19 protein-coding genes and 1 pseudogene are annotated in these 19,303 nt (G+C 64.0%); 18 read left to right on the top strand and 2 right to left on the bottom strand.

What is annotated here, in order from left to right:
- Positions 1 to 265 precede the first annotated feature (265 nt).
- The 14 genes and pseudogenes from AC6JA3_RS03580 (at position 266) to AC6JA3_RS03515 (ending at position 14,237) form a co-directional block, all read left to right on the top strand.
- Positions 266 to 1,069, top strand: a complete 804-nt coding sequence (locus AC6JA3_RS03580) for a hydroxypyruvate isomerase family protein (protein WP_079941766.1) — start codon at positions 266 to 268, stop codon at positions 1,067 to 1,069.
- 81 nt (positions 1,070 to 1,150) lie between these two features.
- Positions 1,151 to 2,035: pseudogene (locus AC6JA3_RS03575) on the top strand (2-hydroxy-3-oxopropionate reductase); the annotation flags it as partial.
- A 131-nt stretch (positions 2,036 to 2,166) separates the two neighbouring features.
- Positions 2,167 to 3,942, top strand: coding sequence for a glyoxylate carboligase (gene gcl, locus AC6JA3_RS03570; RefSeq protein ID WP_347782575.1), 1,776 nt, complete (start codon positions 2,167 to 2,169; stop codon positions 3,940 to 3,942).
- Positions 3,943 to 3,966: 24 nt separating this feature from the next.
- Positions 3,967 to 5,133, top strand: coding sequence for a glycerate kinase (locus tag AC6JA3_RS03565; protein ID WP_347782574.1), 1,167 nt, complete (start codon positions 3,967 to 3,969; stop codon positions 5,131 to 5,133).
- Positions 5,126 to 6,475, top strand: a complete 1,350-nt coding sequence (gene allB, locus AC6JA3_RS03560; protein ID WP_026543500.1) for an allantoinase AllB — start codon at positions 5,126 to 5,128, stop codon at positions 6,473 to 6,475. Before AC6JA3_RS03565 ends, allB begins: the two co-directional genes overlap by 8 nt.
- 10 nt (positions 6,476 to 6,485) lie before the next feature.
- The gene (locus AC6JA3_RS03555) at positions 6,486 to 7,268 is read left to right on the top strand and encodes a winged helix-turn-helix domain-containing protein (protein ID WP_026543499.1); all 783 of its coding nucleotides are present in this window, start codon (positions 6,486 to 6,488) and stop codon (positions 7,266 to 7,268) included.
- Between the two features lie 97 nt (positions 7,269 to 7,365).
- Positions 7,366 to 7,833, top strand: coding sequence for a thioredoxin-dependent thiol peroxidase (gene bcp, locus AC6JA3_RS03550; RefSeq protein WP_026543498.1), 468 nt, complete (start codon positions 7,366 to 7,368; stop codon positions 7,831 to 7,833).
- Between the two features lie 273 nt (positions 7,834 to 8,106).
- The gene (locus AC6JA3_RS03545; protein ID WP_026543497.1) at positions 8,107 to 9,225 is read left to right on the top strand and encodes a PP2C family protein-serine/threonine phosphatase; all 1,119 of its coding nucleotides are present in this window, start codon (positions 8,107 to 8,109) and stop codon (positions 9,223 to 9,225) included.
- A gap of 23 nt (positions 9,226 to 9,248) precedes the next feature.
- A complete protein-coding gene (locus AC6JA3_RS03540; protein WP_347782572.1) occupies positions 9,249 to 11,255 on the top strand; it encodes a glycosyltransferase family 2 protein in 2,007 nt (668 codons plus the stop codon).
- Entirely contained in the window at positions 11,245 to 11,577 is a 333-nt protein-coding gene (locus tag AC6JA3_RS03535; protein WP_026543495.1) for an STAS domain-containing protein, read from the top strand. The genes AC6JA3_RS03540 and AC6JA3_RS03535 overlap by 11 nt, the downstream gene beginning before the upstream one ends.
- Complete coding sequence (locus AC6JA3_RS03530; protein ID WP_026543494.1) at positions 11,570 to 11,989, top strand: ATP-binding protein; 420 nt, start codon at positions 11,570 to 11,572, stop codon at positions 11,987 to 11,989. Before AC6JA3_RS03535 ends, AC6JA3_RS03530 begins: the two co-directional genes overlap by 8 nt.
- A gap of 330 nt (positions 11,990 to 12,319) precedes the next feature.
- Entirely contained in the window at positions 12,320 to 12,874 is a 555-nt protein-coding gene (locus tag AC6JA3_RS03525; RefSeq protein ID WP_026547020.1) for a hypothetical protein, read from the top strand.
- The gene (locus AC6JA3_RS03520; protein ID WP_026547021.1) at positions 12,874 to 13,956 is read left to right on the top strand and encodes a C2 family cysteine protease; all 1,083 of its coding nucleotides are present in this window, start codon (positions 12,874 to 12,876) and stop codon (positions 13,954 to 13,956) included. The genes AC6JA3_RS03525 and AC6JA3_RS03520 overlap by 1 nt, the downstream gene beginning before the upstream one ends.
- Before the next feature lie 8 nt (positions 13,957 to 13,964).
- Positions 13,965 to 14,237: a hypothetical protein gene (locus AC6JA3_RS03515; protein ID WP_026547022.1), complete on the top strand. Its 273-nt coding sequence runs from the start codon at positions 13,965 to 13,967 to the stop codon at positions 14,235 to 14,237.
- Positions 14,238 to 14,429: 192 nt separating this feature from the next.
- On the opposite strand, the gene AC6JA3_RS03510 is transcribed toward AC6JA3_RS03515, so the two are convergent.
- Together AC6JA3_RS03510 and AC6JA3_RS03505 are read right to left on the bottom strand one after the other, a co-directional pair.
- The gene (locus tag AC6JA3_RS03510) at positions 14,430 to 15,524 is read right to left on the bottom strand and encodes a pyridoxal-phosphate-dependent aminotransferase family protein (RefSeq protein WP_026543490.1); all 1,095 of its coding nucleotides are present in this window, start codon (positions 15,522 to 15,524) and stop codon (positions 14,430 to 14,432) included.
- Between the two features lie 26 nt (positions 15,525 to 15,550).
- Entirely contained in the window at positions 15,551 to 16,792 is a 1,242-nt protein-coding gene (locus tag AC6JA3_RS03505) for an MFS transporter (RefSeq protein WP_347782571.1), read from the bottom strand.
- Positions 16,793 to 16,856: 64 nt separating this feature from the next.
- Here AC6JA3_RS03505 and AC6JA3_RS03500 point away from each other — a divergent pair, with 64 nt between their 5' ends.
- The 4 genes from AC6JA3_RS03500 to uraH all read left to right on the top strand — a co-directional run bounded on the left by AC6JA3_RS03500 (position 16,857) and on the right by uraH (position 19,286).
- Positions 16,857 to 17,348 (top strand): winged helix-turn-helix transcriptional regulator, encoded by a 492-nt coding sequence (locus tag AC6JA3_RS03500; protein ID WP_347782570.1) that lies wholly within the window; start codon positions 16,857 to 16,859, stop codon positions 17,346 to 17,348.
- Between the two features lie 95 nt (positions 17,349 to 17,443).
- Positions 17,444 to 18,283, top strand: a complete 840-nt coding sequence (locus AC6JA3_RS03495; RefSeq protein ID WP_347782569.1) for a phosphatase PAP2 family protein — start codon at positions 17,444 to 17,446, stop codon at positions 18,281 to 18,283.
- 155 nt (positions 18,284 to 18,438) lie between these two features.
- The gene (gene uraD / locus AC6JA3_RS03490; protein WP_026547026.1) at positions 18,439 to 18,948 is read left to right on the top strand and encodes a 2-oxo-4-hydroxy-4-carboxy-5-ureidoimidazoline decarboxylase; all 510 of its coding nucleotides are present in this window, start codon (positions 18,439 to 18,441) and stop codon (positions 18,946 to 18,948) included.
- A complete protein-coding gene (gene uraH / locus AC6JA3_RS03485; protein WP_017199951.1) occupies positions 18,945 to 19,286 on the top strand; it encodes a hydroxyisourate hydrolase in 342 nt (113 codons plus the stop codon). The genes uraD and uraH overlap by 4 nt, the downstream gene beginning before the upstream one ends.
- Positions 19,287 to 19,303 lie beyond the last annotated feature (17 nt).

Below are 19,303 nucleotides of genomic sequence, written 5' to 3'. Positions count from 1 at the left end.
GGGCCTTCGGCCAGCTTGGCGCTCCGGCAACCGGTCCGTACCCTTTCACAGCACGATTCGGCTTCCACCATAAGACTGCTGGACAGGCTTGGTATCCCAAACCCCCCACCTCCGCACCCGCCCCCTTGACTCCCACCCCCACCTTCCCTAAACTTTTCATAAAGCAGAATCTAAATTCCACAAAGCGGAAACTGAAGCCAAGAACGAACGCAGCAGCCAAGCAACCCGGAAGATAGATCCAAGCCCCTCCTCGGAAGGACCTACGATGACGTACACAGTGAACTGCTCCATCCTCCTGACGGAGCTGCCCTTGCTCGAGCGCCCCGCCGCCGCGAAGGCAGCCGGTTTTGACGCCGTCGAGTTCTGGTGGCCCTTCGAAACCTCCGTCCCCACCGACGTACAAGTAACCGAGTTTGAAACCGCCATCAAGGACGCCGGCGTTCAGCTCACAGGCCTGAACTTCAACGCCGGCAACATGCCCGGCGGCGACCGCGGCCTGGTTTCCTGGAAGGGACGTTGCTCCGAGTTCAAGGACAACATCGACGTCGTAGCCGGCATCGGTGAGCGCCTCGGATGCAAGGCCTTCAACGCCCTCTACGGCAACCGCCAGGACGAGTTCACCCCTGAGGAACAGGACGAACTCGCGGCAAAGAACCTCGCCGCAGCAGCGGAAGGCGTCGCCCGTATCGGCGGCACCGTCCTCCTCGAGCCGGTCAGCGGCGCACCCAAGTACCCGCTCCTCACCGCCGAAGACGCACTCAAGGTCATCGCCCGTGTCAAAGCAGAATCCGGCGCACAGAACATCAAGCTCCTCGCCGACTTCTACCACCTGGCAGTCAACGGCGACGACGTCGAATCCGTCATCGAGAACCACGCCAAGGACTTCGGCCACATCCAGATCGCCGACAACCCCGGCCGCGGAGCTCCCGGAACCGGCACCCTCCCCCTCGGCGAATGGATCGCCCGCAGCCGCGAACTCGGCTACGACGGCTACATCGGCCTCGAGTACAAAGAACCGCAGGAAACGGCTTTCAGCTGGGCCATCCGCCAGCGCGCCAACGCCAACTAACGCACGACGGCGGCACTCACCACAGCGGCGGCGCTCACCAAATAGCCCGCTCGAGTTAAAACAAAGACTTTCAGAAAGAGAACCACAATGAGCAACGTTGCAGTCATCGGACTCGGAATTATGGGCCTCCCCATGGCCATCAACCTCGTCAAGGCCGGCCACACGGTCACCGGTTTCAACCGCAGCCAGGACAAGATCGACAAGCTTGTCTCCGAGGGCGGCCAGGGTGCCACGAGCATCGCGGACGCAGTCAAGGACGCCGACGTCGTCATCACCATGGTCCCGGACTCCCCCGATGTTGAGGGTGTAGTCAGCGGCAAGGACGGCGTCTTCGCCAACGCGAAGAAGGGCACCATCTGGATCGACGCATCCAGCATCCGCCCGGACGTCGCCAAGCGCCTCTCCGACGACGCCGTAGCAGCCGGCATCCGCCCGCTCGACGCCCCCGTCTCCGGTGGCGAACAGGGCGCAATCGACGCCGTCCTGTCCATTATGGTCGGCGGCTCCGCGGAAGACTTCGAGGCAGCGCAGGATGTCCTCAACGCAGTGGGCAAAACCATCGTCCACGTCGGCCCGTCCGGCTCCGGCCAGACCGTCAAGGCAGCCAACCAGCTGATCGTGGCCGTCAACATCCAGGTCCTCGGCGAGGCAATCGCCTTCCTTGAGGCCTACGGCGTAGACACCGACGCAGCACTGAAGGTCCTCGGCGGCGGCCTTGCCGGCTCCAAGGTCCTCGACCAGAAGGGGCAGAAGATGCTCGACCGCAACTTCGACCCCGGCTTCCGCCTGGCCCTCCACCACAAGGACCTCGGCATCGTCACCTCCGCAGCCCGCGAAGCCAACGTCGCTGTCCCGCTCGGCGCAGTCGTCGCCCAGCTCGTCGCCGCAACCGTCAACCAGGGCGACGGCGGCCTCGACCACTCGGGCCTCTTCAAGCAGGTCCTCCAGCTCAGCGGCCGGAAGTAAGCACCCGGCACAAGCCGGCAAAAGCAACAAAGCAGGGAACCCGCCGTCGTACTTAAACGACGGCGGCTCCCTCACCACACCCAAAAACACCACAGACTTCGCCCTTCAGGGCAAAAAACAAGGAGTACACCATGGCAAAGATGCGCACCGTTGATGCGGCCGTAGCCATCCTGGAAAAGGAAGGCGCAACCGAAGCTTTCGGTCTGCCCGGCGCAGCGATCAACCCGTTCTACTCAGCAATGCGTGCCCACGGCGGCATCCGCCACACGCTGGCCCGCCACGTTGAAGGCGCCAGCCACATGGCCGACGGCTACAGCCGCGCAGCTGATGGCAACATCGGCATCTGCATCGGCACGTCGGGCCCTGCAGGCACGGACATGATCACTGGCCTGTACGCAGCCCAGGCCGATTCCATCCCCATGCTCTGCATCACCGGCCAGGCACCCGTTGCCAAGCTGCACAAGGAAGACTTCCAGGCTGTGGACATCGAGTCCATCGCCAAGCCCTTGACCAAGTTCGCCATGACCATCCTGGAGCCGGGCCAGGTTCCCGGTGCTTTCCAGAAGGCGTTCCAACTGATGCGTTCGGGTCGCCCGGGCCCCGTTCTGCTGGACCTGCCCATCGACGTTCAGATGGCCGAGATCGAGTTCGACATCGACGCCTACGAGCCCCTGCCGGTGGAGAAGCCCAAGGCTTCCCGCAAGCAGCTCGAAAAGGCGCTGGACCTGCTGACCGCTGCCAAGCACCCGCTGATCGTTGCCGGTGGCGGCATCATCAACGCCGGCGCTTCGGCCCAGCTGGTTGAGCTGGCCGAGATCCTGAACGTTCCGGTTATCCCCACGCTGATGGGCTGGGGCACCATCCCGGACGATCACCAGCTGATGGCCGGCATGGTTGGCCTGCAGACCTCGCACCGCTACGGCAACGAGACGTTCCTGCAGAGCGACTTCGTGATCGGCATCGGCAACCGTTGGGCCAACCGCCACACCGGCGGCCTGGACACCTACACGGCCGGCCGTAAGTTCGTGCACATCGACATTGAGCCGACGCAGATCGGTCGCGTTTTCTCCCCGGACTTGGGCATTGCGTCCGACGCCGGTGCGGCGCTGGACGGTCTGTTGGAGCTGGCCCGCGAGCGCCAGGCTGCAAAGACCCTGCCGAACTACTCGGGTTGGGTTGCCGAGTGCCAGGAGCGCAAGGGCTCCCTGCACCGCAAGACCAACTTCAACAACGTGCCCATCAAGCCGCAGCGCGTGTACCAGGAGATGAACAAGGCCTTCGGCCGCGACACCACCTACGTGTCCACCATTGGTCTCTCGCAGATCGCCGGCGCACAGATGCTGCATGTGTTCGGTGCCCGCAAGTGGATCAACGCAGGCCAGGCCGGCCCACTGGGTTGGACCGCCCCCGCCGCACTGGGCGTTGTTCGTGGAACCCCGGATGCCACCGTTGTTGCCCTGTCCGGTGACTACGACTTCCAGTTCATGATTGAAGAACTGGCCGTGGGCGCACAGTTCAACCTGCCGTACATCCACGTTGTGGTGAACAACAGCTACCTGGGCCTGATCCGTCAGAGCCAGCGCGGCTTCAACATGGAACAGAACGTTTCCTTGGCCTTCGAGAACATCAACAGCCCGGAGACCAACGGCTACGGCGTGGACCACATCAAGGTTGCCGAGGGCTTGGGCTGCAAGGCCATCCGCGTTGAGGACCCCAACGATCTGCCGGCCGCTTTCGACAAGGCCAAGGCACTCATGGGCGAGTTCAAGGTTCCCGTGGTGGTTGAAGTGATCCTGGAAAAGATCACCAACATCTCCATGGGCGTTGAGATCAACGGCGTGAACGAGTTCGAAGAGTTGGCAGAGTCCGCGGCGGACGCACCCACCGCGATCCTGACCAAAGCCTAGAGAAAACAGTAAGGAGGCACCGGAATGCGTGTTGTCATCGCCCCGGACAAATTCAAGGGCTCGCTGTCCGCGCCCGACGTCGCCAAGCACCTGGCAGCAGGCCTGCAGGCGGGGTTCGGCAAAGGCATAGAAGCAACACGCATTCCGGTGGCCGACGGCGGCGAAGGAACCATCGACGCTGCCATCGGCTCCGGCTTCACCCGCCGGACCACCACCGTCACCGGCCCGCTCGGCGAGCCGGTGAAGGCAGACTTCGCAGTGCGGGAGCAGGAAGCTGTCATCGAAATGGCGGCGGCTTCCGGTCTCGCCCTCCTGCCGGATGGCCCCACGTCTCAGACCGCTAAGACCGCAACCAGCATCGGCACGGGTGAACTCATCCGCGCCGCGCTGGACCTCGGCTGCCGCAAGATCATCCTGGGTGTGGGCGGCAGCGCCAACACCGACGCCGGCGCGGGAGTCCTGCAGGGCCTCGGCGCCGTGTTCCTGGATAAGGACGGCAACGAACTCCCCGGCGGCGGTGCCGCTCTCGCTGACATCGAGACCATCGACTTCTCCAACTTCGACGTCCGCGTCGAGGCCACAGAGTTCGTCTTGGCGTCCGACGTCGACAATCCCCTTTTGGGGGCCAGCGGAGCCCCAGCCATTTTCGGTCCGCAGAAGGGCGCGACGCCGGACGACGTCGCCGAACTGGACGCGGCAGCAAGCCACTTCGTGGACGTGCTCGCAGCAACCACCGGCCAGCACGCCAAGTACGCCGCCAAGGCAGAAGGCGCCGGAGCAGCGGGCGGCGTTGGCTACATTGCGATCGCGGCGCTGAAGGCAGAGCGGCGGCCGGGCATCGACGTCGTGCTTGAATTCACTGAACTCGAAGAACGCCTGAAGGGCGCCGATCTGGTGATCACCGGAGAAGGCAGCCTGGATGAGCAAAGCCTGCTCGGCAAGACGCCCATGGGTGTCTCGCGGGCGGCGCAACGGAACGGGGTTCCCGTGATCGCAGTGTGCGGCCGGAGTACCCTGAGCCGGGAACAACTCACGGATGCCGGCTTCCACACGGTCCATGCACTGACCGATCTGGAAAAAGATGTCCAAAAATGTATCGCTGAAGCAGGTCCGTTGCTTGAACAATTAGGTAGGCACATAGGCGTGTACCTGGCGGAACGGACCGAAAACAAGGAGTACCTCAATGTCTGAAGCAATCGGCGCCTATGACCTCGTTATCCGGGGCCAGCGCATCCTGACCACCGCCGGCCTCGCAGCCCGCGAAGTTGGCATCCGCGACGGCATCATCGTCGCCATCGAACCCCTGGGCAACGGCCTGACGGGCAACGAGGTCATTGAACTCGCAGACGACGAAACCCTCATCCCCGGCCTGGTGGACACCCACGTCCACGTCAACGAGCCCGGCCGCACCGAGTGGGAGGGCTTCGCCTCCGCCACCCGTGCCGCAGCCGCCGGTGGCGTGACCACCATCATCGACATGCCGCTGAACAGCATCCCGCCCACCACCAGCGTGGACGGCCTGGAGCAGAAGCGCGTGGTCGCCAAGGACCAGGCTTTTGTGGACGTCGGATTCTGGGGCGGTGCCATCCCGGGCAACAAGAGCGACCTCCGCCCGCTGCACGACGAAGGTGTTTTCGGTTTCAAGTGCTTCCTTCTGCACTCCGGCGTGGACGAGTTCCCGCACCTGGACGCGGATGAGATGGAAGAGGACATGGCTGAGCTCAAGTCCTTCGACTCCCTCATGATCGTGCACGCCGAGGACTCCCATGCGATCGACCGCGCCCCGCATCCCGGCGGCGACCACTACGAAACCTTCTTGGCATCCCGTCCCCGCGGCGCCGAGAACAAGGCAATCGCCGAGGTCATCGAACGTGCCCGCTGGACCGGCGCCCGCGCCCACATCCTGCACCTCTCCTCCTCGGACGCGCTGCCGATGATCGCCTCAGCAAAGCGCGACGGCGTCAACCTCACCGTTGAGACGTGCCCGCACTACCTGACCCTCATGGCCGAAGAAATCCCCGACGGCGCCACGGCCTACAAGTGCTGCCCGCCCATCCGTGAAGCCTCCAACCGCGAGCTCCTCTGGAAGGGCCTGCAGGAGGGCACCATCGACTGCATCGTCTCGGACCACTCCCCCTCAACACTGGACCTGAAGGACTTGGAAAACGGTGACTTCGCAGTGGCATGGGGCGGCGTTTCTTCGCTGCAGCTGGGCCTGTCCCTGATCTGGACCGAGGCCCGCCACCGCGGCATCCCGCTGGAGCAGGTTGTCTCCTGGATGGCCGAGAAGCCCGCCGCCCTGGCACGCCTGCACAACAAGGGCCAGCTCGCCCTGGGCTACGACGCCGACTTCTCCATCTTCGCCCCGGACGAGGCCTTCGTTGTGGACGTCACGAAGCTCAAGCACAAGAACCCGATCACGCCGTACGACGGCCGCCCCTTGGCCGGCGTCGTCCGGAAGACCTACCTGCGCGGGACCCCCATCGACGGCCAGAACCCCGGCGGTAAGCTGCTCCGCCGCGGCAACGTTTAGGTCAACCGTCATGGCAGTCAATGCCTACGGGCCGCCGCCTTCCCGTGGTCCCGCCTCGCGCTCCACGGGACGGCGGCCTGGCCAGAACCCTCGCAGCGTGAATGAACGGAACGGCCTCACCGCCCACGGGCTGGCCCTCTGGGTCAACCCTGCCGAGGGCGACGAGATCGATCCCGCAGTCTGGGAGAGGGCGGCACGCCTTGTGCTGGCCCGTGCCATGAAACTTGCCCCGGAGGCGGAAGTCCGCATCTGGCCCGCCACCGGGGCAGAGCACTCCGGCGTCGGCGACACTTCCTGGGGCGGCACTCCGCAGGAAGCCGCCGACGCCGGTACCAACGGCTCTCTCTCGCTCGCCGATGCCCTCGCGGAGGCGCGTGCGGTGACCCGAGCGGAAGCCATGTCCGACGGCGGCGACAGCACCGAAGAGGGCGGCAGCACCGCCGTCGAGCCCGTAACGTTGGCCAGCCGCCGCAGCCAACTTGCGGTGGACCTCGCCGCTGAAGTAGTGCTCCTGGACGGCGAGCCGGTTTCCTTTACTGGCATGGAATACAAGCTGCTGCGCTACCTCGTGGTCAACTGCTCACGGGCCATCAGCCGTGAAGAATTGCAACGTTTTTTGGAGTCATTTGACCTCCCCGGCGCTGCATTTCGCTCGATCGACGTTTATGTTGGAAGGGTGCGGCGGAAGCTAGGCTCCGCCCGTCACACCGTCGCCACCGTCCGTGGTGGCGGCTACCAGTTCGTGCCAGGCCCCTATGCCACGGTGCGCGGACCTGCGGAATACAGCATCTAGATTCGCTGTTGTAAAACATCAACGCCCCGCAATTTGCTTGACCGCTGTTGTTTGAAATGAAGGCCGGCTGTTTGCCGGTGAAACGTAAAGGATCGCCATGACCCAGAAACTCCTCGTCGGAACGCAAGCACCTGATTTCGCGCTTCTCGACGCCGACGGCACCAAGGTCTCGCTGTCCGATTACCGCGGACGCAACGTCATTGTGTACTTCTACCCGAAGGCAGCCACCCCCGGCTGCACCACCGAAGCCTGCGATTTCCGCGACAACCTCGCCAGCCTGCAGGGCAAGGGCTACGAGGTCATCGGGATCTCCCCGGATGCTCCCGAAGCACTCTCCAAGTTCACCGGCGAATTTGCACTGACCTTCCCGCTGCTCTCCGACGAAGACCACAAGGTTGCCCTGGCCTACGGCGCCTGGGGCGAGAAGCTGGTTGACGGCGAAATCGTGGAAGGCCTGGTCCGCTCCACCGTTGTGCTGGACGGCGAAGGCACCGTGAAGCTCACCCAGTACCAGGTCAGCGCCCAGGGCCACGTCCAGGCGCTGAAGGAAGAGCTGGGCGTCTAACCCTCTCGCACATCCCCCGGGCTTGAGCCGAACGCTCTTCCACATCCCCCGGGCCTGAGCCGAACGCTCTCCCACATCCCCCGGGCCTGAGCCCAACGCTCTTCCACATCCCCCGGGCCTGAGCCCAACGCTCTTCCACATCCCCGGGCCTGAGCGAATCCCTCTCTCACATAACTGCACAAAACTTGTAACGCCCGCCCACTTTTGTGAGCGGGCGTTTCATGTACCGTGACTAAACGTGACAAATACCCAGCAGCATTAGTTAATGGAGCCATGGTCTCTCCCACGCCCGTCCGCCACGCTGTAGTCGTCGAAGATGACGCCGACATCCGTGGCCTCCTCGTCCTGGTCCTCGAGCAGCTCGACTTTGTGGTGACCGAAGCCGCGGACGGTCTGTCCGGCGTCGAGGCTGTCCGCAACACCAACGCTGAATTGGTGACCTTGGATGTGAACCTCCCGGACATCGACGGCATGGAAGTGTGCAAGCGCCTGCGCGAATTCTCGGACGCTTACATCCTCATGCTGACCGCCAGGGCCGATGAGATCGACCGCCTGAACGGCCTGGATATCGGCGCCGACGATTACATCAACAAGCCCTTCAGCCCCAAGGAACTCCAGGCCCGCATCCGGGCATTGTTCCGCAGGGCCCGCACACCCGCCGCTCCCGCCGAAGACACCGCACAGATGGACGAACTTGCGCGCGCAGCCGTGGTGCAACAGAGCCTCCTGCCCCGGGAAACAGTGCGGCTTGAGGGATACGACGTCGCCGGTGCCTTCCGCCCGACCCGCAGCGTCGGCGGGGACTTCTACGACTGGTACCAGACCAGGGACGGCATGCATCTGACGTTCGCGGATGCCATGGGCAAAGGCATGGGCGCGGCCCTGATCGCAGCCACAGTCCGCGCCGTGATGCGTTCGGTAGCGGACACCCCGGCCATCGACGCCGCCTTCTCCTCGGCCAGCGCCACCATCACCACAGACCTGGACCAGTCCGGCTCCTTCGCCACCATGTTCCATGCACGGCTGGACGCCCCTTCCGGAAGGCTCAGCTACATCGACGCCGGTCACGGCCTCGCGCTGTACATCCCGGCTGAGGGGGCGGTCCAGAGGTTGGTTTCCGCCGGCCCGCCGGTGGGCATCCTCGAAGGACAGCACTGGCCCGCCGCTGAGCTGTTGATGGAACCCGGCGACACCCTGGTCATCGTCAGTGACGGCGTGCTTGACGCCCACGCTTCCCTCGAAGATTTCATCCGGAACGTGGAAAAGTCGGCGCGGAGCGAGGCAACCTCGGACGGCGTATGCGCTGCCCTTCTTGAGTTGGCACCCGCGGCTACAGCGGAAGACGACGTGACCGCCGTCGTCGTTCGCAGAAAACCTGACGTCCGACTCTAACGAACCACAAAAAAGGGGGGATTGTGACACGTTTCTGGACCCGGCTGTTCGTTGTCCTGACAGTCATTTTGGGCGTCAACTATGTGGCGTGGCGCTGGATGGCCTCCCTGAACTGGGAGGCGTGGTGGATCGCCGTTCCGTTGGTGATCGCCGAAACGTACAGCCTCATTGACGTGATCCTGTTCGGCCTGACCGTGTGGAACCTCAAGCTCCGCAAGCCGCCTCCCGCTCCCCCGGCTGAGGCCACTGTGGACGTCTTCATCACCACCTACAACGAGCCGCTGGATCTGGTGATGACCACGGCACTGGCCGCCAAGGCCATCCGCTGGCCGCACAGCACCTGGATACTCGACGACGGCGATCGTCCCGAGATGCGCCAACTCGCCGAGTCGCACGGGATTGGCTACGTGACGCGTGGCGCGGACTGGACGCCTGACATGCCGCGGCACGCCAAGGCCGGCAACCTGAACAACGCGCTGATGGTCACCTCGGGCGAATACCTGCTGATCCTCGACGCCGACCAGATCCCGGAGCCGGACATCCTGGACAAGACGCTGGGCTACTTCAACGATGACCGCGTAGCGCTGGTCCAGACCCCGCAATACTTCATCAACGTCCCCGCCGACGACCCCCTGGGCAGCCAGGCACCGCTGTTCTACGGACCCATCCAGCAGGGCAAGGACGGCTGGAACGCGGCGTTCTTCTGCGGCTCCAACGCCATCCTCCGCCGGGAAGCCCTCATGCAGCTGGGCTTGGTGGGCTACGTCAAAGCCACCGAGGACAGTGTCCGCCGGGCCCTGGCCGCTTCCCGATCCGCCATCAAGAAAGCACGGCGCTCGGCAGAGGCCAAAAACCCGCTCGTGGAGCAGATGCTCAACGAGGTAGAGGCCGCCACCAATGCCGCCCAACTGGAACTCGAGGCCCGGGCACCCCTCAGCGAAATCACGTACCGGGTCCGCCGCAAAGTGGACGAGGCCGTGCGCACCCTGGTGGCCGCCGACTTCTCCGCGCTGCAGGCCGACCTCGAGGAAATCGCCGCGATGGAACTGGCCCACGTCGGAGAGTCGGGCGTGACTACGGTGGCGAGTGACGCCGTCGACCGCATGTCCGGACGCGATTGGTCCCCCCTGGGTGCGCTGGAATCGGTCCACGCCATCCTGTCCGCCATCTCCGTGGAACGCACCGACGAAGCACAGCCAATCATGCCGCTGGCCACCATCTCCGTCACCGAGGATATGGCAACGTCCATGCGCCTGCACGGCCTGGGTTGGAAGAGCGTGTACCACCACGAAATCCTGGCCAATGGCCTGGCCCCTGAAGACCTCAAGACCATGCTCACCCAACGCCTTCGCTGGGCCCAGGGCACCATGCAGGTCCTCCTGCGCGAAAACCCGCTGGTGCAACGCCGGATGTCGTGGGGCCAGCGGCTCATGTACTTCTCCACCATGTGGAGCTACCTGAGCGGCTTCGCAGCCGTGGTGTACTTCGCGGCGCCCATCATTTACCTGATTCTGGGCATCCTTCCGGTGAGCAGCCTCAGCCTCGACTTCTTCATCCGTTTCATCCCGTTCATGGTGGTGAACCAGCTGCTGTTTGTGGTGGCCGGCCACGGCATCCCCACCTGGCGCGGGCAGCAATACAGCCTCGCGCTGTTCCCCACCTGGATCAAGGCATGCACGACGGCGGCGCGAAACGTTTGGTTCGGACGCCCCCTCGGGTTTGCGGTCACCCCCAAGGCACGCCAGAGCGGCGGACCGAGTTGGAGCCTGATCCGGCCGCAGATCATTGTGGCGGTGTTGTTGGCTATCGCCTTGGTGGTTGGTGTTGCCCGGCTGTTGACCGGCCTCTCTGAACCCCTGGGAACGCTGGTCAATGTTGCCTGGGTTGCTTACGACCTGGTGGTCCTGAGCGTGCTGGTCAAGGCAGTTTTGTATAAGGGCTTTGTACCTGCAGGCGATGCGCCTGTAGGTATCGGCCCCGAAGATGTTGGGCCCGAGCGCCCCGAGGAAAGGAACGCAGATGCAGTTTAGCTATGAGGTCAAGGACTCCTACGCGGAGGTGAAGAGCGTCGGCCGCCTGAACATGGTGGCAGCGCCCAAGCTCCGCGAGGTAGTGAATGAGGTTGTAGCCGGTGGATCCAGCAGGGTTGTGGTCAACCTGGCCGAGACGGACTTCATGGATTCCTCGGGTCTCGGTGCCCTCATCGGTTGCCTCAAGGCTGCCCGCCAGGCAGGTGGCGACCTTCGGATTGCCGGCGTTCAACCCCAGGTGAAGATGGTCCTGGAACTGACCAACATGGACCGGGTCCTCACGGCGTACTCCACTGCCGAAGAGGCATTCGGAGATGACTGAGGTCATCGCCCGCCGGGGGTTCCACGGGCCTTCCAACGAGGAAGCCATCGAGGCCATCCACAACGAGCTCGACGCCTTGTGGGACGATGCCTCGTTCGTGCCGGACATGGACCGGATGACCTTCGCTACGGCCGTCATTGAGGCGGCAGCGAACATTGTTCAGCACGCACTCCCTGTGGCGGAGAAGCCCGTGGAGATCGACGTCGACATCAGCGTCCGGCCCTCCCGCCTGATCGCGAAGGTCAGCGCTTACAACGCCCGCGAACCGTTCGCCAACGACATGCAGGCTTCCATGCCGGACGAGGATGCGGAGTCCGGGCGCGGGCTGGCACTCATCGAGGCTTTGGTGACCACGGTGACGTTCGAGCGCCAGGACGGCACAAACACCTGGATCCTCACCCGCAACACCTGATCCTCTTCCACATCCCCCACCCTTGAGCCGAACCATCTCTCACCTCCCCCACCCTTGGGCCAAACCCTCTTCCACATCCCCCACCCATAAGCCCAACCCTCTTCCACATCCCCCACCCCTGAGCCGAACCATCTCCCACATCCCCCACCCTTGAGCCGAACCATCTCTCACCTCCCCCACCCCTGAGCCGAACCATCTCTCACATCCCCCACCCTTGAGCCGAACCATCTCCCACCTGCATGGGTCGTTCTGCCCATCGCCAAGCGAACCGCAACCTGACAGCATTCGGTGAGATCCGCCGTCGAACGTTAACCGGAAATTGGGGACGAAATGAACCGCAGCACGTACCTTAAGCCTTGGGCGCTGGCTGCTGCCCTGGCGCTGATGGCGACTGCGGGCTGCGGCAATACCCCGGACGGACCCACCCGGGAACCAAGCAGTGCACCCCCGGTTACGGCCAGCCCGGCGCCCGTGGCGGAGAGTGTCGCCAAGTACGACGCCCTGACCACCGAACTTGTTGCCGCTCTTGAAGCGAAGCTGCCGGGTATCACCTGGTCGGTGGACGACCCCGTAAGCCTGAGCCGGGTAAAAGATGGCCAATGCGTGCTCGCCCTACGGAGCATGAAAAGCAGCGCGGACATCGTGAAGCCCTCACGGAGCTTTGAAGAGGTATTCGCCGCGGCCGATCCCATCCTGCAGCAGCACGGGTTCCCGGCGTTCGACGGAACTGACCCCACCCCGGGAGGCTGGGTGGTCACCCGCAGCACCGACGCTGCGGGCGCCACGGTGACCATCCGCTCGAAGTTTCCGGCCTACCTCGACATCACCGCACCAGTGCAGTCCGAAAGCTGCGATGCCAGCGAACTACCCCAGGGGGAGAAGTAATGCCCGGATTCTACGGCGCTGACATTGAACAGTTGCGGGCACTGGCAAGGACCATGTCCCGGCACTCGGAACGGATGACCTCCCTGTCCACGGAGCTGGGTCACCTGATCAGCAATGCGCGGTGGGACGGCCGCGACGCGGCGATGTTCAGGGCCTCGTGGGACTCCGAGCACCGCCCCATGCTGAAGAAGATTTCCGGCGAGCTGCAGGCGCAGGCCACAGAGCTGATCCGCAATGCGGACGAGCAGGACAAGTCCAGCTCCGGAGCATCCGGCAGCGCTTCCGGGCGGGGAGACTCGAACCCACCCGGCGACCCGGGCCCCCTGAATCCGGACGCTCCCGACGTCGATGTGCCCGGCGACGTTCGCAACGACCCCGACGCCGGCGACCCCGCCGACATCAACCAGGGACAGATCGGCGACTGCTGGTTGCTGGCAGGAATCGGCTCCGTGGCCCAAGTGCTGGAGCGCGAAGGCAAGCTGGACGAGTTCCTCGAATCGCACATGCGTCCGGTCGGCGATCCGCCCACGCACTGGGTGGTCACACTGTACGAAGACGGCGAACCCGTCGAAGTAACTGTGGAGGCCAAGTCGACTGAGGGCGGTGTCCGCGGCGCCGACGGCGAGCCGAACTGGCTTTCCATTTACGAACGCGCAGCTGCCGAGCACCGCGGCGGATCCTACGACGACATCGACGGCGGCTTCAGCAACGAGGCCATGGAACTGATGACCGGCCAGTCCGCAGACAAGGACGGCGAGCTGTACTTTGACGATATCGAGGACAAACTCTCGGATGGCCAAGCTGTTTCCGTGGGCACCGAAGATGTGAAGGATGACGACTTCGACTGGGTCTGGGAGTCCGACGAAGTCAACCGCACCGACGTCGTGCCCAACCACGCGTATGTTGTGGTCGATGTAAAGACCAACGACGACGGCGACAAAGTGATCGTCCTGGCCAACCCGTGGGGACCCTCCGGCGGATACTTGGAAGGCGACGACGACCATAAGTCCGGAACGCTGGAACTCACCGAAGATGAGTACAAGGAAAACTTCGACTCCGTGTACTCCGTGGACGTGAAGTAAGGATGGCCATGGAACAGCTGGTTACAGTCAAGCAGGGCATGCAGCCCACATTCGACGGCGTCAAGGTTGGCGTAGTCAAGATCGGTATCGCCGACGGTGCTCCCGCCATCCAATTCTGGATCCGGACCGCCGAACAGCAGCGGAAGCAGGCGTTCCGCGAGGGCCAGTCGATCGCCCTGCCGGGCGCGGGCTTGCTGACGGTCACGTCCATTCGACCCGCCGACAGCAGTTCCGCGGCCTCAGCTACGTTGACGTACGACGCCGGTCACGTCACCGATTGATTGTCGGCGTCGGGGGATGTGAGAGACGGTTGGGCCCAAACCCCGGGGGATGTGCAAGAGGGTTCCGCCCCAAACCCGGGGGATGTGCAAGAGCGATGGGCCCAAACCCCGGGGGACGTGAGAGACGGTTGGGCCCAAACCCTGGGGGATGTGCAAGAGGGTTCGGCCCAACCCCGGGGATGTGCGAGAGCGTCAGGCTTTCGCGATCGCCTCTTTCAGCGCTCCCAGCACCAGGGTCACCGAGGCGCTGTTCGCATTCGGACCCATCATGCCGATCCGCCACACGGTGTCCGCGAACTCCCCCACTCCCGAGCCGATTTCCATACTGAAGTTCTCCAGAAGGTAAGAGCGGACGGCAGCCGAGTTGACGCCGTCGGGCACTTTCACGGTGGTGAGGCTTGGCAGTCGGGAGCCTTCGGCGGCGAACAGTTCCAGCCCCATTTCCTGGAGCCCGTCCTGCAACGCCGCACCGGCTGCACGGTGCCGCGCCTGCACGTTCTCGAGGCCCTCGGCGAGGATGCGGTCCAGGGCGGCTTCGAGGCCGGCGATCATGGTGACGGGGGCGGTGTGGTGGTAGGTCCGGGCACCGCTGGCCGCGCCAACATAGCCTCCCAACAGCCCGATATCGAGGTACCAGGAGCGCGGATCCTTGACGCGGCGCTCGAAGGCGTGGTCGGACACGGTAAACGGCGAAAGTCCCGGCGGAACACCCAGGCATTTCTGCGTGCCGGCGTATCCGACGTCGATCCCCCAGTCGTCCGCGCGGAGTTCCAGCCCGCCGATGGAGGTAACGGCGTCGGTGATCAGCAGGGCGTCACCTTTGCCCGCGCCGAGGGCCGCGATGTCGGAGAGCACCCCCACAGAGGTTTCGGCGTGGACCGCCGCGATCACTTTCGGATTGGGGTGCGCCGAGAGTACGCGGTCGGCATCCACGGGCTGGCCCCATTCGTGGTCAACACGGACCACCGTGGCACCGCAGCGCCGGGCAACTTCACACATGCGCGCCCCGAACAGTCCGTTAACAGCGATCACTGCCACGTCGCCGTCGGACACTGTGTTGACGAAAGCTGCTTCCATGCCGCCTGAACCTGTGGCACTCAACGGAAGTGTCCGTGCGTTGGACGTTCCCCACACCGTCCGGAGGCCCTCGCAGGTGTGGTCAAGGCGCTCAATGAAGACGGGGTCCAGATGCCCGAGGACCGGATAGGCCAACGCAGCCATGGCTTCGGGGTAGCAATTGCTCGGGCCGGGGCCGAACAGGAACCGGGACGTCAGAATATCGTGCATGTGCGAACTCCTTCAGCTGGTTGAGGTCATTCTGCCCCAGCCTGCTGCCCGGAGCGAACCAACCGCGTTCCAGCACCCCGCAGCCGAAACCGATCTGTTCCCCAAACGGCGAGCGCACCCAGCGCAAATACCGCCCCCAGAACACTGGCGCCGGTCCATCCCCACACCGCATAGACGGGCGCAACAGCCGCTGCCCCCACGGCGCTCCCTACCGAGTAGAACACCATATAGCTGCCGATGATGCTGCTGGCTGACTCTTCGGCGCCCGCAACAATGAGCGTTTGGCTGCTGACGTGCACGGCCTGGACTGCAGCGTCGAGCACGATGATCCCGGCTATGAGCCACAGCAGCGACCAACTGCCGAAGGACAACGCGACCCACGAGGCCAGGAGCGCCGCCAACCCCCACCCTGTGACCCGCAGACCCCAACCTTGGTCGGACGCGGTGCCGGCTTTGGAAGCAGCGAGAACGCCCACCATGCCCGCCAGCCCGAACAGCCCAATAAAGCCCGGCGGAAGGTGCCATGACGGGCCGCTGAGCAGCAGCGACATCCCACTCCACAGCACCCCGAAGGACGCGAAAAGCAGCAAGGTGGTGAGCGACCGGGTCCGGAACACGGGATTCCTCCGCGTGAGGACCACCACGGACGAGGCAACGCGCCAATAACCCACCTTGGCCTTGGAAGCACCTTCCTCAGGCAGGGCGCGGAAAACCGCAACGGCGAGGACAATCCCGGCCACCGCGGCGAAAACGTAGACCGACCTCCAACCCCAGAGATCGGTCATGCCGCCCGCTACGGTCCGGGCCAGGATGAGGCCGCTCACGACGCCGGACGTGACGGTTCCGATGTTTCCGCCCCTTTGGTCGGGGGTACTGGCCGATGCGGCGTAGGCAACGATGGTCTGCACCACTGACGACGCCAATCCCAGGATCCCGAAAGCAACCAGGAGGGCAGCCTGCGACGACGCCAGTGCGACGGCACACGCGCCCACGGCACTGGCTGCAACCTGCACTGGAATGAGCAAGCGCCTGCTCACCATGTCCCCCAACGGCACCAGGAGGACCAGTCCCAGGAGATAGCCGGCCTGGGAGGACGCGACGATCCAGCCGAGGCTTGCTGTGGGCAAATCCAGATCGGCGCCGATCCGCTCAAGCAATGGTTGCCCGTAGTAGATGTTCGAGACCATGAAGCCGGCCACAACGGCCAACAGCAGCAAGAGAGCCCGGCTGGTTCCCTCACGGGAATGCATGGGTTGTTTGGTGCCCAAGATGCCCCCTCTCCATAGATTGGTTTCAATATGCAACCGTTTGACCTTATGGCAGAATGGTTTCATGTTGCAACCAAGTGATGTCGAGTGGACCGACCCGGAGTGCCCGGTTGCCCGCGCCGCCGATCTTGTGGGGGACAAGTGGAGCCTGCTGATCATCAGGGACTCCCTGGACGGCAAGCGTCGTTTCTCCGAATACGAGAGGTCGCTCGGGGTGGCAAAGAACATCCTTTCGGATCGCCTCCGGCTCCTTGTGGACAGGGGTGTCCTGAACAGGGCTCCCAACGACCGCGGTACGCGCAGCGAGTACCAACTGACGGAGGCCGGCCGGGACCTCTTCACCGCGATCCTCAGCCTTCGGCAGTGGGGCGAGCGCAATGCATTTGGCGCCAAAGAGCACCATTCAGTCCTCATGGATCCAGCCACGGGTCAGCCGGTCCCGCAACTTCGGCCCCTCGGGGACAGCGGCATGGAACTCAAACCCGAACAGACATTGCTGGTCAAAGTGGGACAAATGTTGCCTGACAGCTCAGCGCCGCCTGTCACCGGGAAGTAGCGGGCCCCTGACCGAAAAGAACACCCAGGAACCTCCGGGCAGCAACTGCTAAGGTTACTCACCAATACTGAGGCCGCCACGGATAGGGGACACGAGTGACGACTGAAGGAAAAGAGGCGCCGGAGCAAGGCGTCTCCGGTGAGGTAAACCAGGACAGATTTGTCGCGGGAAAGGACCTGACCCGCTGGAAGTCGCCGGTTGGCCACGCTCTGGCGCGCGGAGCAGAAGGGATCACCAGATTCCTGGGTCCCTACGCCGCACTGATCATCACGCTGGTGGTGGGCCTGGCCGTGGCACTGTCCCTGGCCTGGGCGTTTGGGGAAGTCTACGAATCCGTGACCGAGGCCGATGGCGTCGCGGGCCTTGACCACCCGGTCCTCGATGCCGCCAAGTCCGTCAGATCACCGGCCGCAGACGTTGCCATCACCGCCTATACGAACATCGGCGGAACGGTGGGCATGCCGCTGATAGCGGTGGCGATCATGATTTTCCTTGCCCTGAGGCGTCGCTCATGGACTCCGGTAATCCTGATGCTCGCCGCCGGCCTTGGCTCGCTTCTCATCACCATCCTGGGCAAGCCATTGTTTGGCCGCACCCGCCCCGATCTCGCCGACGCCATCCCACCGTATGAGCACTCGCCATCGTTCCCCAGCGGCCACTCGCTGAATTCGATCGTGATCGCTGGCATCGTCGCCTATCTGATCATCCTCAGGCTCAACACCACCCGGTCCAGGGTCATCACCATTCTGGTAGCGGCCGTATTCGCCATGACCATGGGCTTGAGCCGGGTATACCTGGGCCACCACTGGCTGACGGACGTGCTGGCCGCGTGGGCCATCGGTATCGCCTGGCTGGCCTTGGTGATCACCGCCCATCGCCTGTACCTGACCGTGCGGGCCCGACGCCATGGCAGTCCCCGCAGGGTAGTCTCTTGACACCGGCGGGGCTGCTCCGCTTAACTGAATTACGTATGCTGAAATAACAGTTCCATGATGCGGAAGCATTGAAGCACGCGCTTCCTCTTGCACCAGCAGGAGTTCCGCATAGCCCACACCATGGATGCCAGCATTTGCACAAGGATGTCACAAGCATGGAGCTTGCAGAATTCAACAGTGTTGACCGGGACGAGGCCATCAGGATCCTGACCCCTTGCCTGGATATCACCCGCTGGGTGGAGTCGGTCGTCGACGCCCGCCCCTTCTCCAGTGTCGAGGAATTGCTGGGGCAGGCCCAGCAGGCCGCAGAGCCCTTCACCTCCGAGGAGGTGGAGTCAGCCATGGCCCACCACCCCAGGATCGGCGAACGGCCCAAGGCACAGACCACCGAGGCAGCAATGTCACGGTCGGAGCAAGCCGGAGTGGATCCGGGAGACAGTGCGGTCACCACAGCCCTGGCCGAAGGAAACCGCGCCTACGAGGAAAAGTTCGGCAGGGTCTTCCTGATCCGTGCCGCAGGACGCAGTGCGCAGGAAATTCTCGGCACACTCCAGGAACGCATCGCCCACACGCCCGAAGAAGAAGACACAATCGTGGCTGGCCAACTGCGGGAGATCGCACTGCTGCGCCTCTCCGGCTTGATCAGCGAAGGAGTCAACGCATGAGCGTTTCACAAGTAACAACCCACATCCTGGACACAGGTTCCGGCCGCCCGGCGGCGGGTGTCGCCGTCGTACTCTACGTCCGCGAAGGCGACGACTGGACCCTGGTGGCGAAGGGCGAAACCGATGCCGACGGCCGCATCAAGACCCTTGGCCCCGAGCGGATTCCCGGCGGCGCTTACCGCCTGAACTTCGCCACCGGCGCCTACTACGAGGGCCTCGGCACGGAGACGTTCTTCCCCGAAGTGGACCTCAACTTCACAGTTTCCGACGCCGGTGAGCACTACCACGTGCCGCTCCTGCTGAGCCCGTTCGCATTCTCGACGTACCGCGGCAGCTGAAACACCCCGCCGAGTTT

This window comes from Arthrobacter sp. TmtSoilC79, assembly GCF_059739405.1.
Note: the sequence above shows the minus strand (reverse complement) of the source record. Positions and strands in the feature narration are given on the sequence as shown.

Excerpts from the sequence above, each read along its gene's own strand:
- AC6JA3_RS03580 (WP_079941766.1), top strand. The coding sequence starts at position 266 with ATGACGTACACAGTGAACTGCTCCATCCTCCTGACGGAGCTGCCCTTG.
- gcl (WP_347782575.1), top strand. The coding sequence starts at position 2,167 with ATGGCAAAGATGCGCACCGTTGATGCGGCCGTAGCCATCCTGGAAAAG.
- AC6JA3_RS03565 (WP_347782574.1), top strand. The coding sequence starts at position 3,967 with ATGCGTGTTGTCATCGCCCCGGACAAATTCAAGGGCTCGCTGTCCGCG.
- allB (WP_026543500.1), top strand. The coding sequence starts at position 5,126 with ATGTCTGAAGCAATCGGCGCCTATGACCTCGTTATCCGGGGCCAGCGC.
- AC6JA3_RS03555 (WP_026543499.1), top strand. The coding sequence starts at position 6,486 with ATGGCAGTCAATGCCTACGGGCCGCCGCCTTCCCGTGGTCCCGCCTCG.
- bcp (WP_026543498.1), top strand. The coding sequence starts at position 7,366 with ATGACCCAGAAACTCCTCGTCGGAACGCAAGCACCTGATTTCGCGCTT.
- AC6JA3_RS03545 (WP_026543497.1), top strand. The coding sequence starts at position 8,107 with ATGGTCTCTCCCACGCCCGTCCGCCACGCTGTAGTCGTCGAAGATGAC.
- AC6JA3_RS03535 (WP_026543495.1), top strand. The coding sequence starts at position 11,245 with ATGCAGTTTAGCTATGAGGTCAAGGACTCCTACGCGGAGGTGAAGAGC.
- AC6JA3_RS03530 (WP_026543494.1), top strand. The coding sequence starts at position 11,570 with ATGACTGAGGTCATCGCCCGCCGGGGGTTCCACGGGCCTTCCAACGAG.
- AC6JA3_RS03525 (WP_026547020.1), top strand. The coding sequence starts at position 12,320 with ATGAACCGCAGCACGTACCTTAAGCCTTGGGCGCTGGCTGCTGCCCTG.
- AC6JA3_RS03520 (WP_026547021.1), top strand. The coding sequence starts at position 12,874 with ATGCCCGGATTCTACGGCGCTGACATTGAACAGTTGCGGGCACTGGCA.
- AC6JA3_RS03515 (WP_026547022.1), top strand. The coding sequence starts at position 13,965 with ATGGAACAGCTGGTTACAGTCAAGCAGGGCATGCAGCCCACATTCGAC.
- AC6JA3_RS03510 (WP_026543490.1), bottom strand. The coding sequence starts at position 15,524 with ATGCACGATATTCTGACGTCCCGGTTCCTGTTCGGCCCCGGCCCGAGC.
- AC6JA3_RS03500 (WP_347782570.1), top strand. The coding sequence starts at position 16,857 with ATGTTGCAACCAAGTGATGTCGAGTGGACCGACCCGGAGTGCCCGGTT.
- uraD (WP_026547026.1), top strand. The coding sequence starts at position 18,439 with ATGGAGCTTGCAGAATTCAACAGTGTTGACCGGGACGAGGCCATCAGG.
- uraH (WP_017199951.1), top strand. The coding sequence starts at position 18,945 with ATGAGCGTTTCACAAGTAACAACCCACATCCTGGACACAGGTTCCGGC.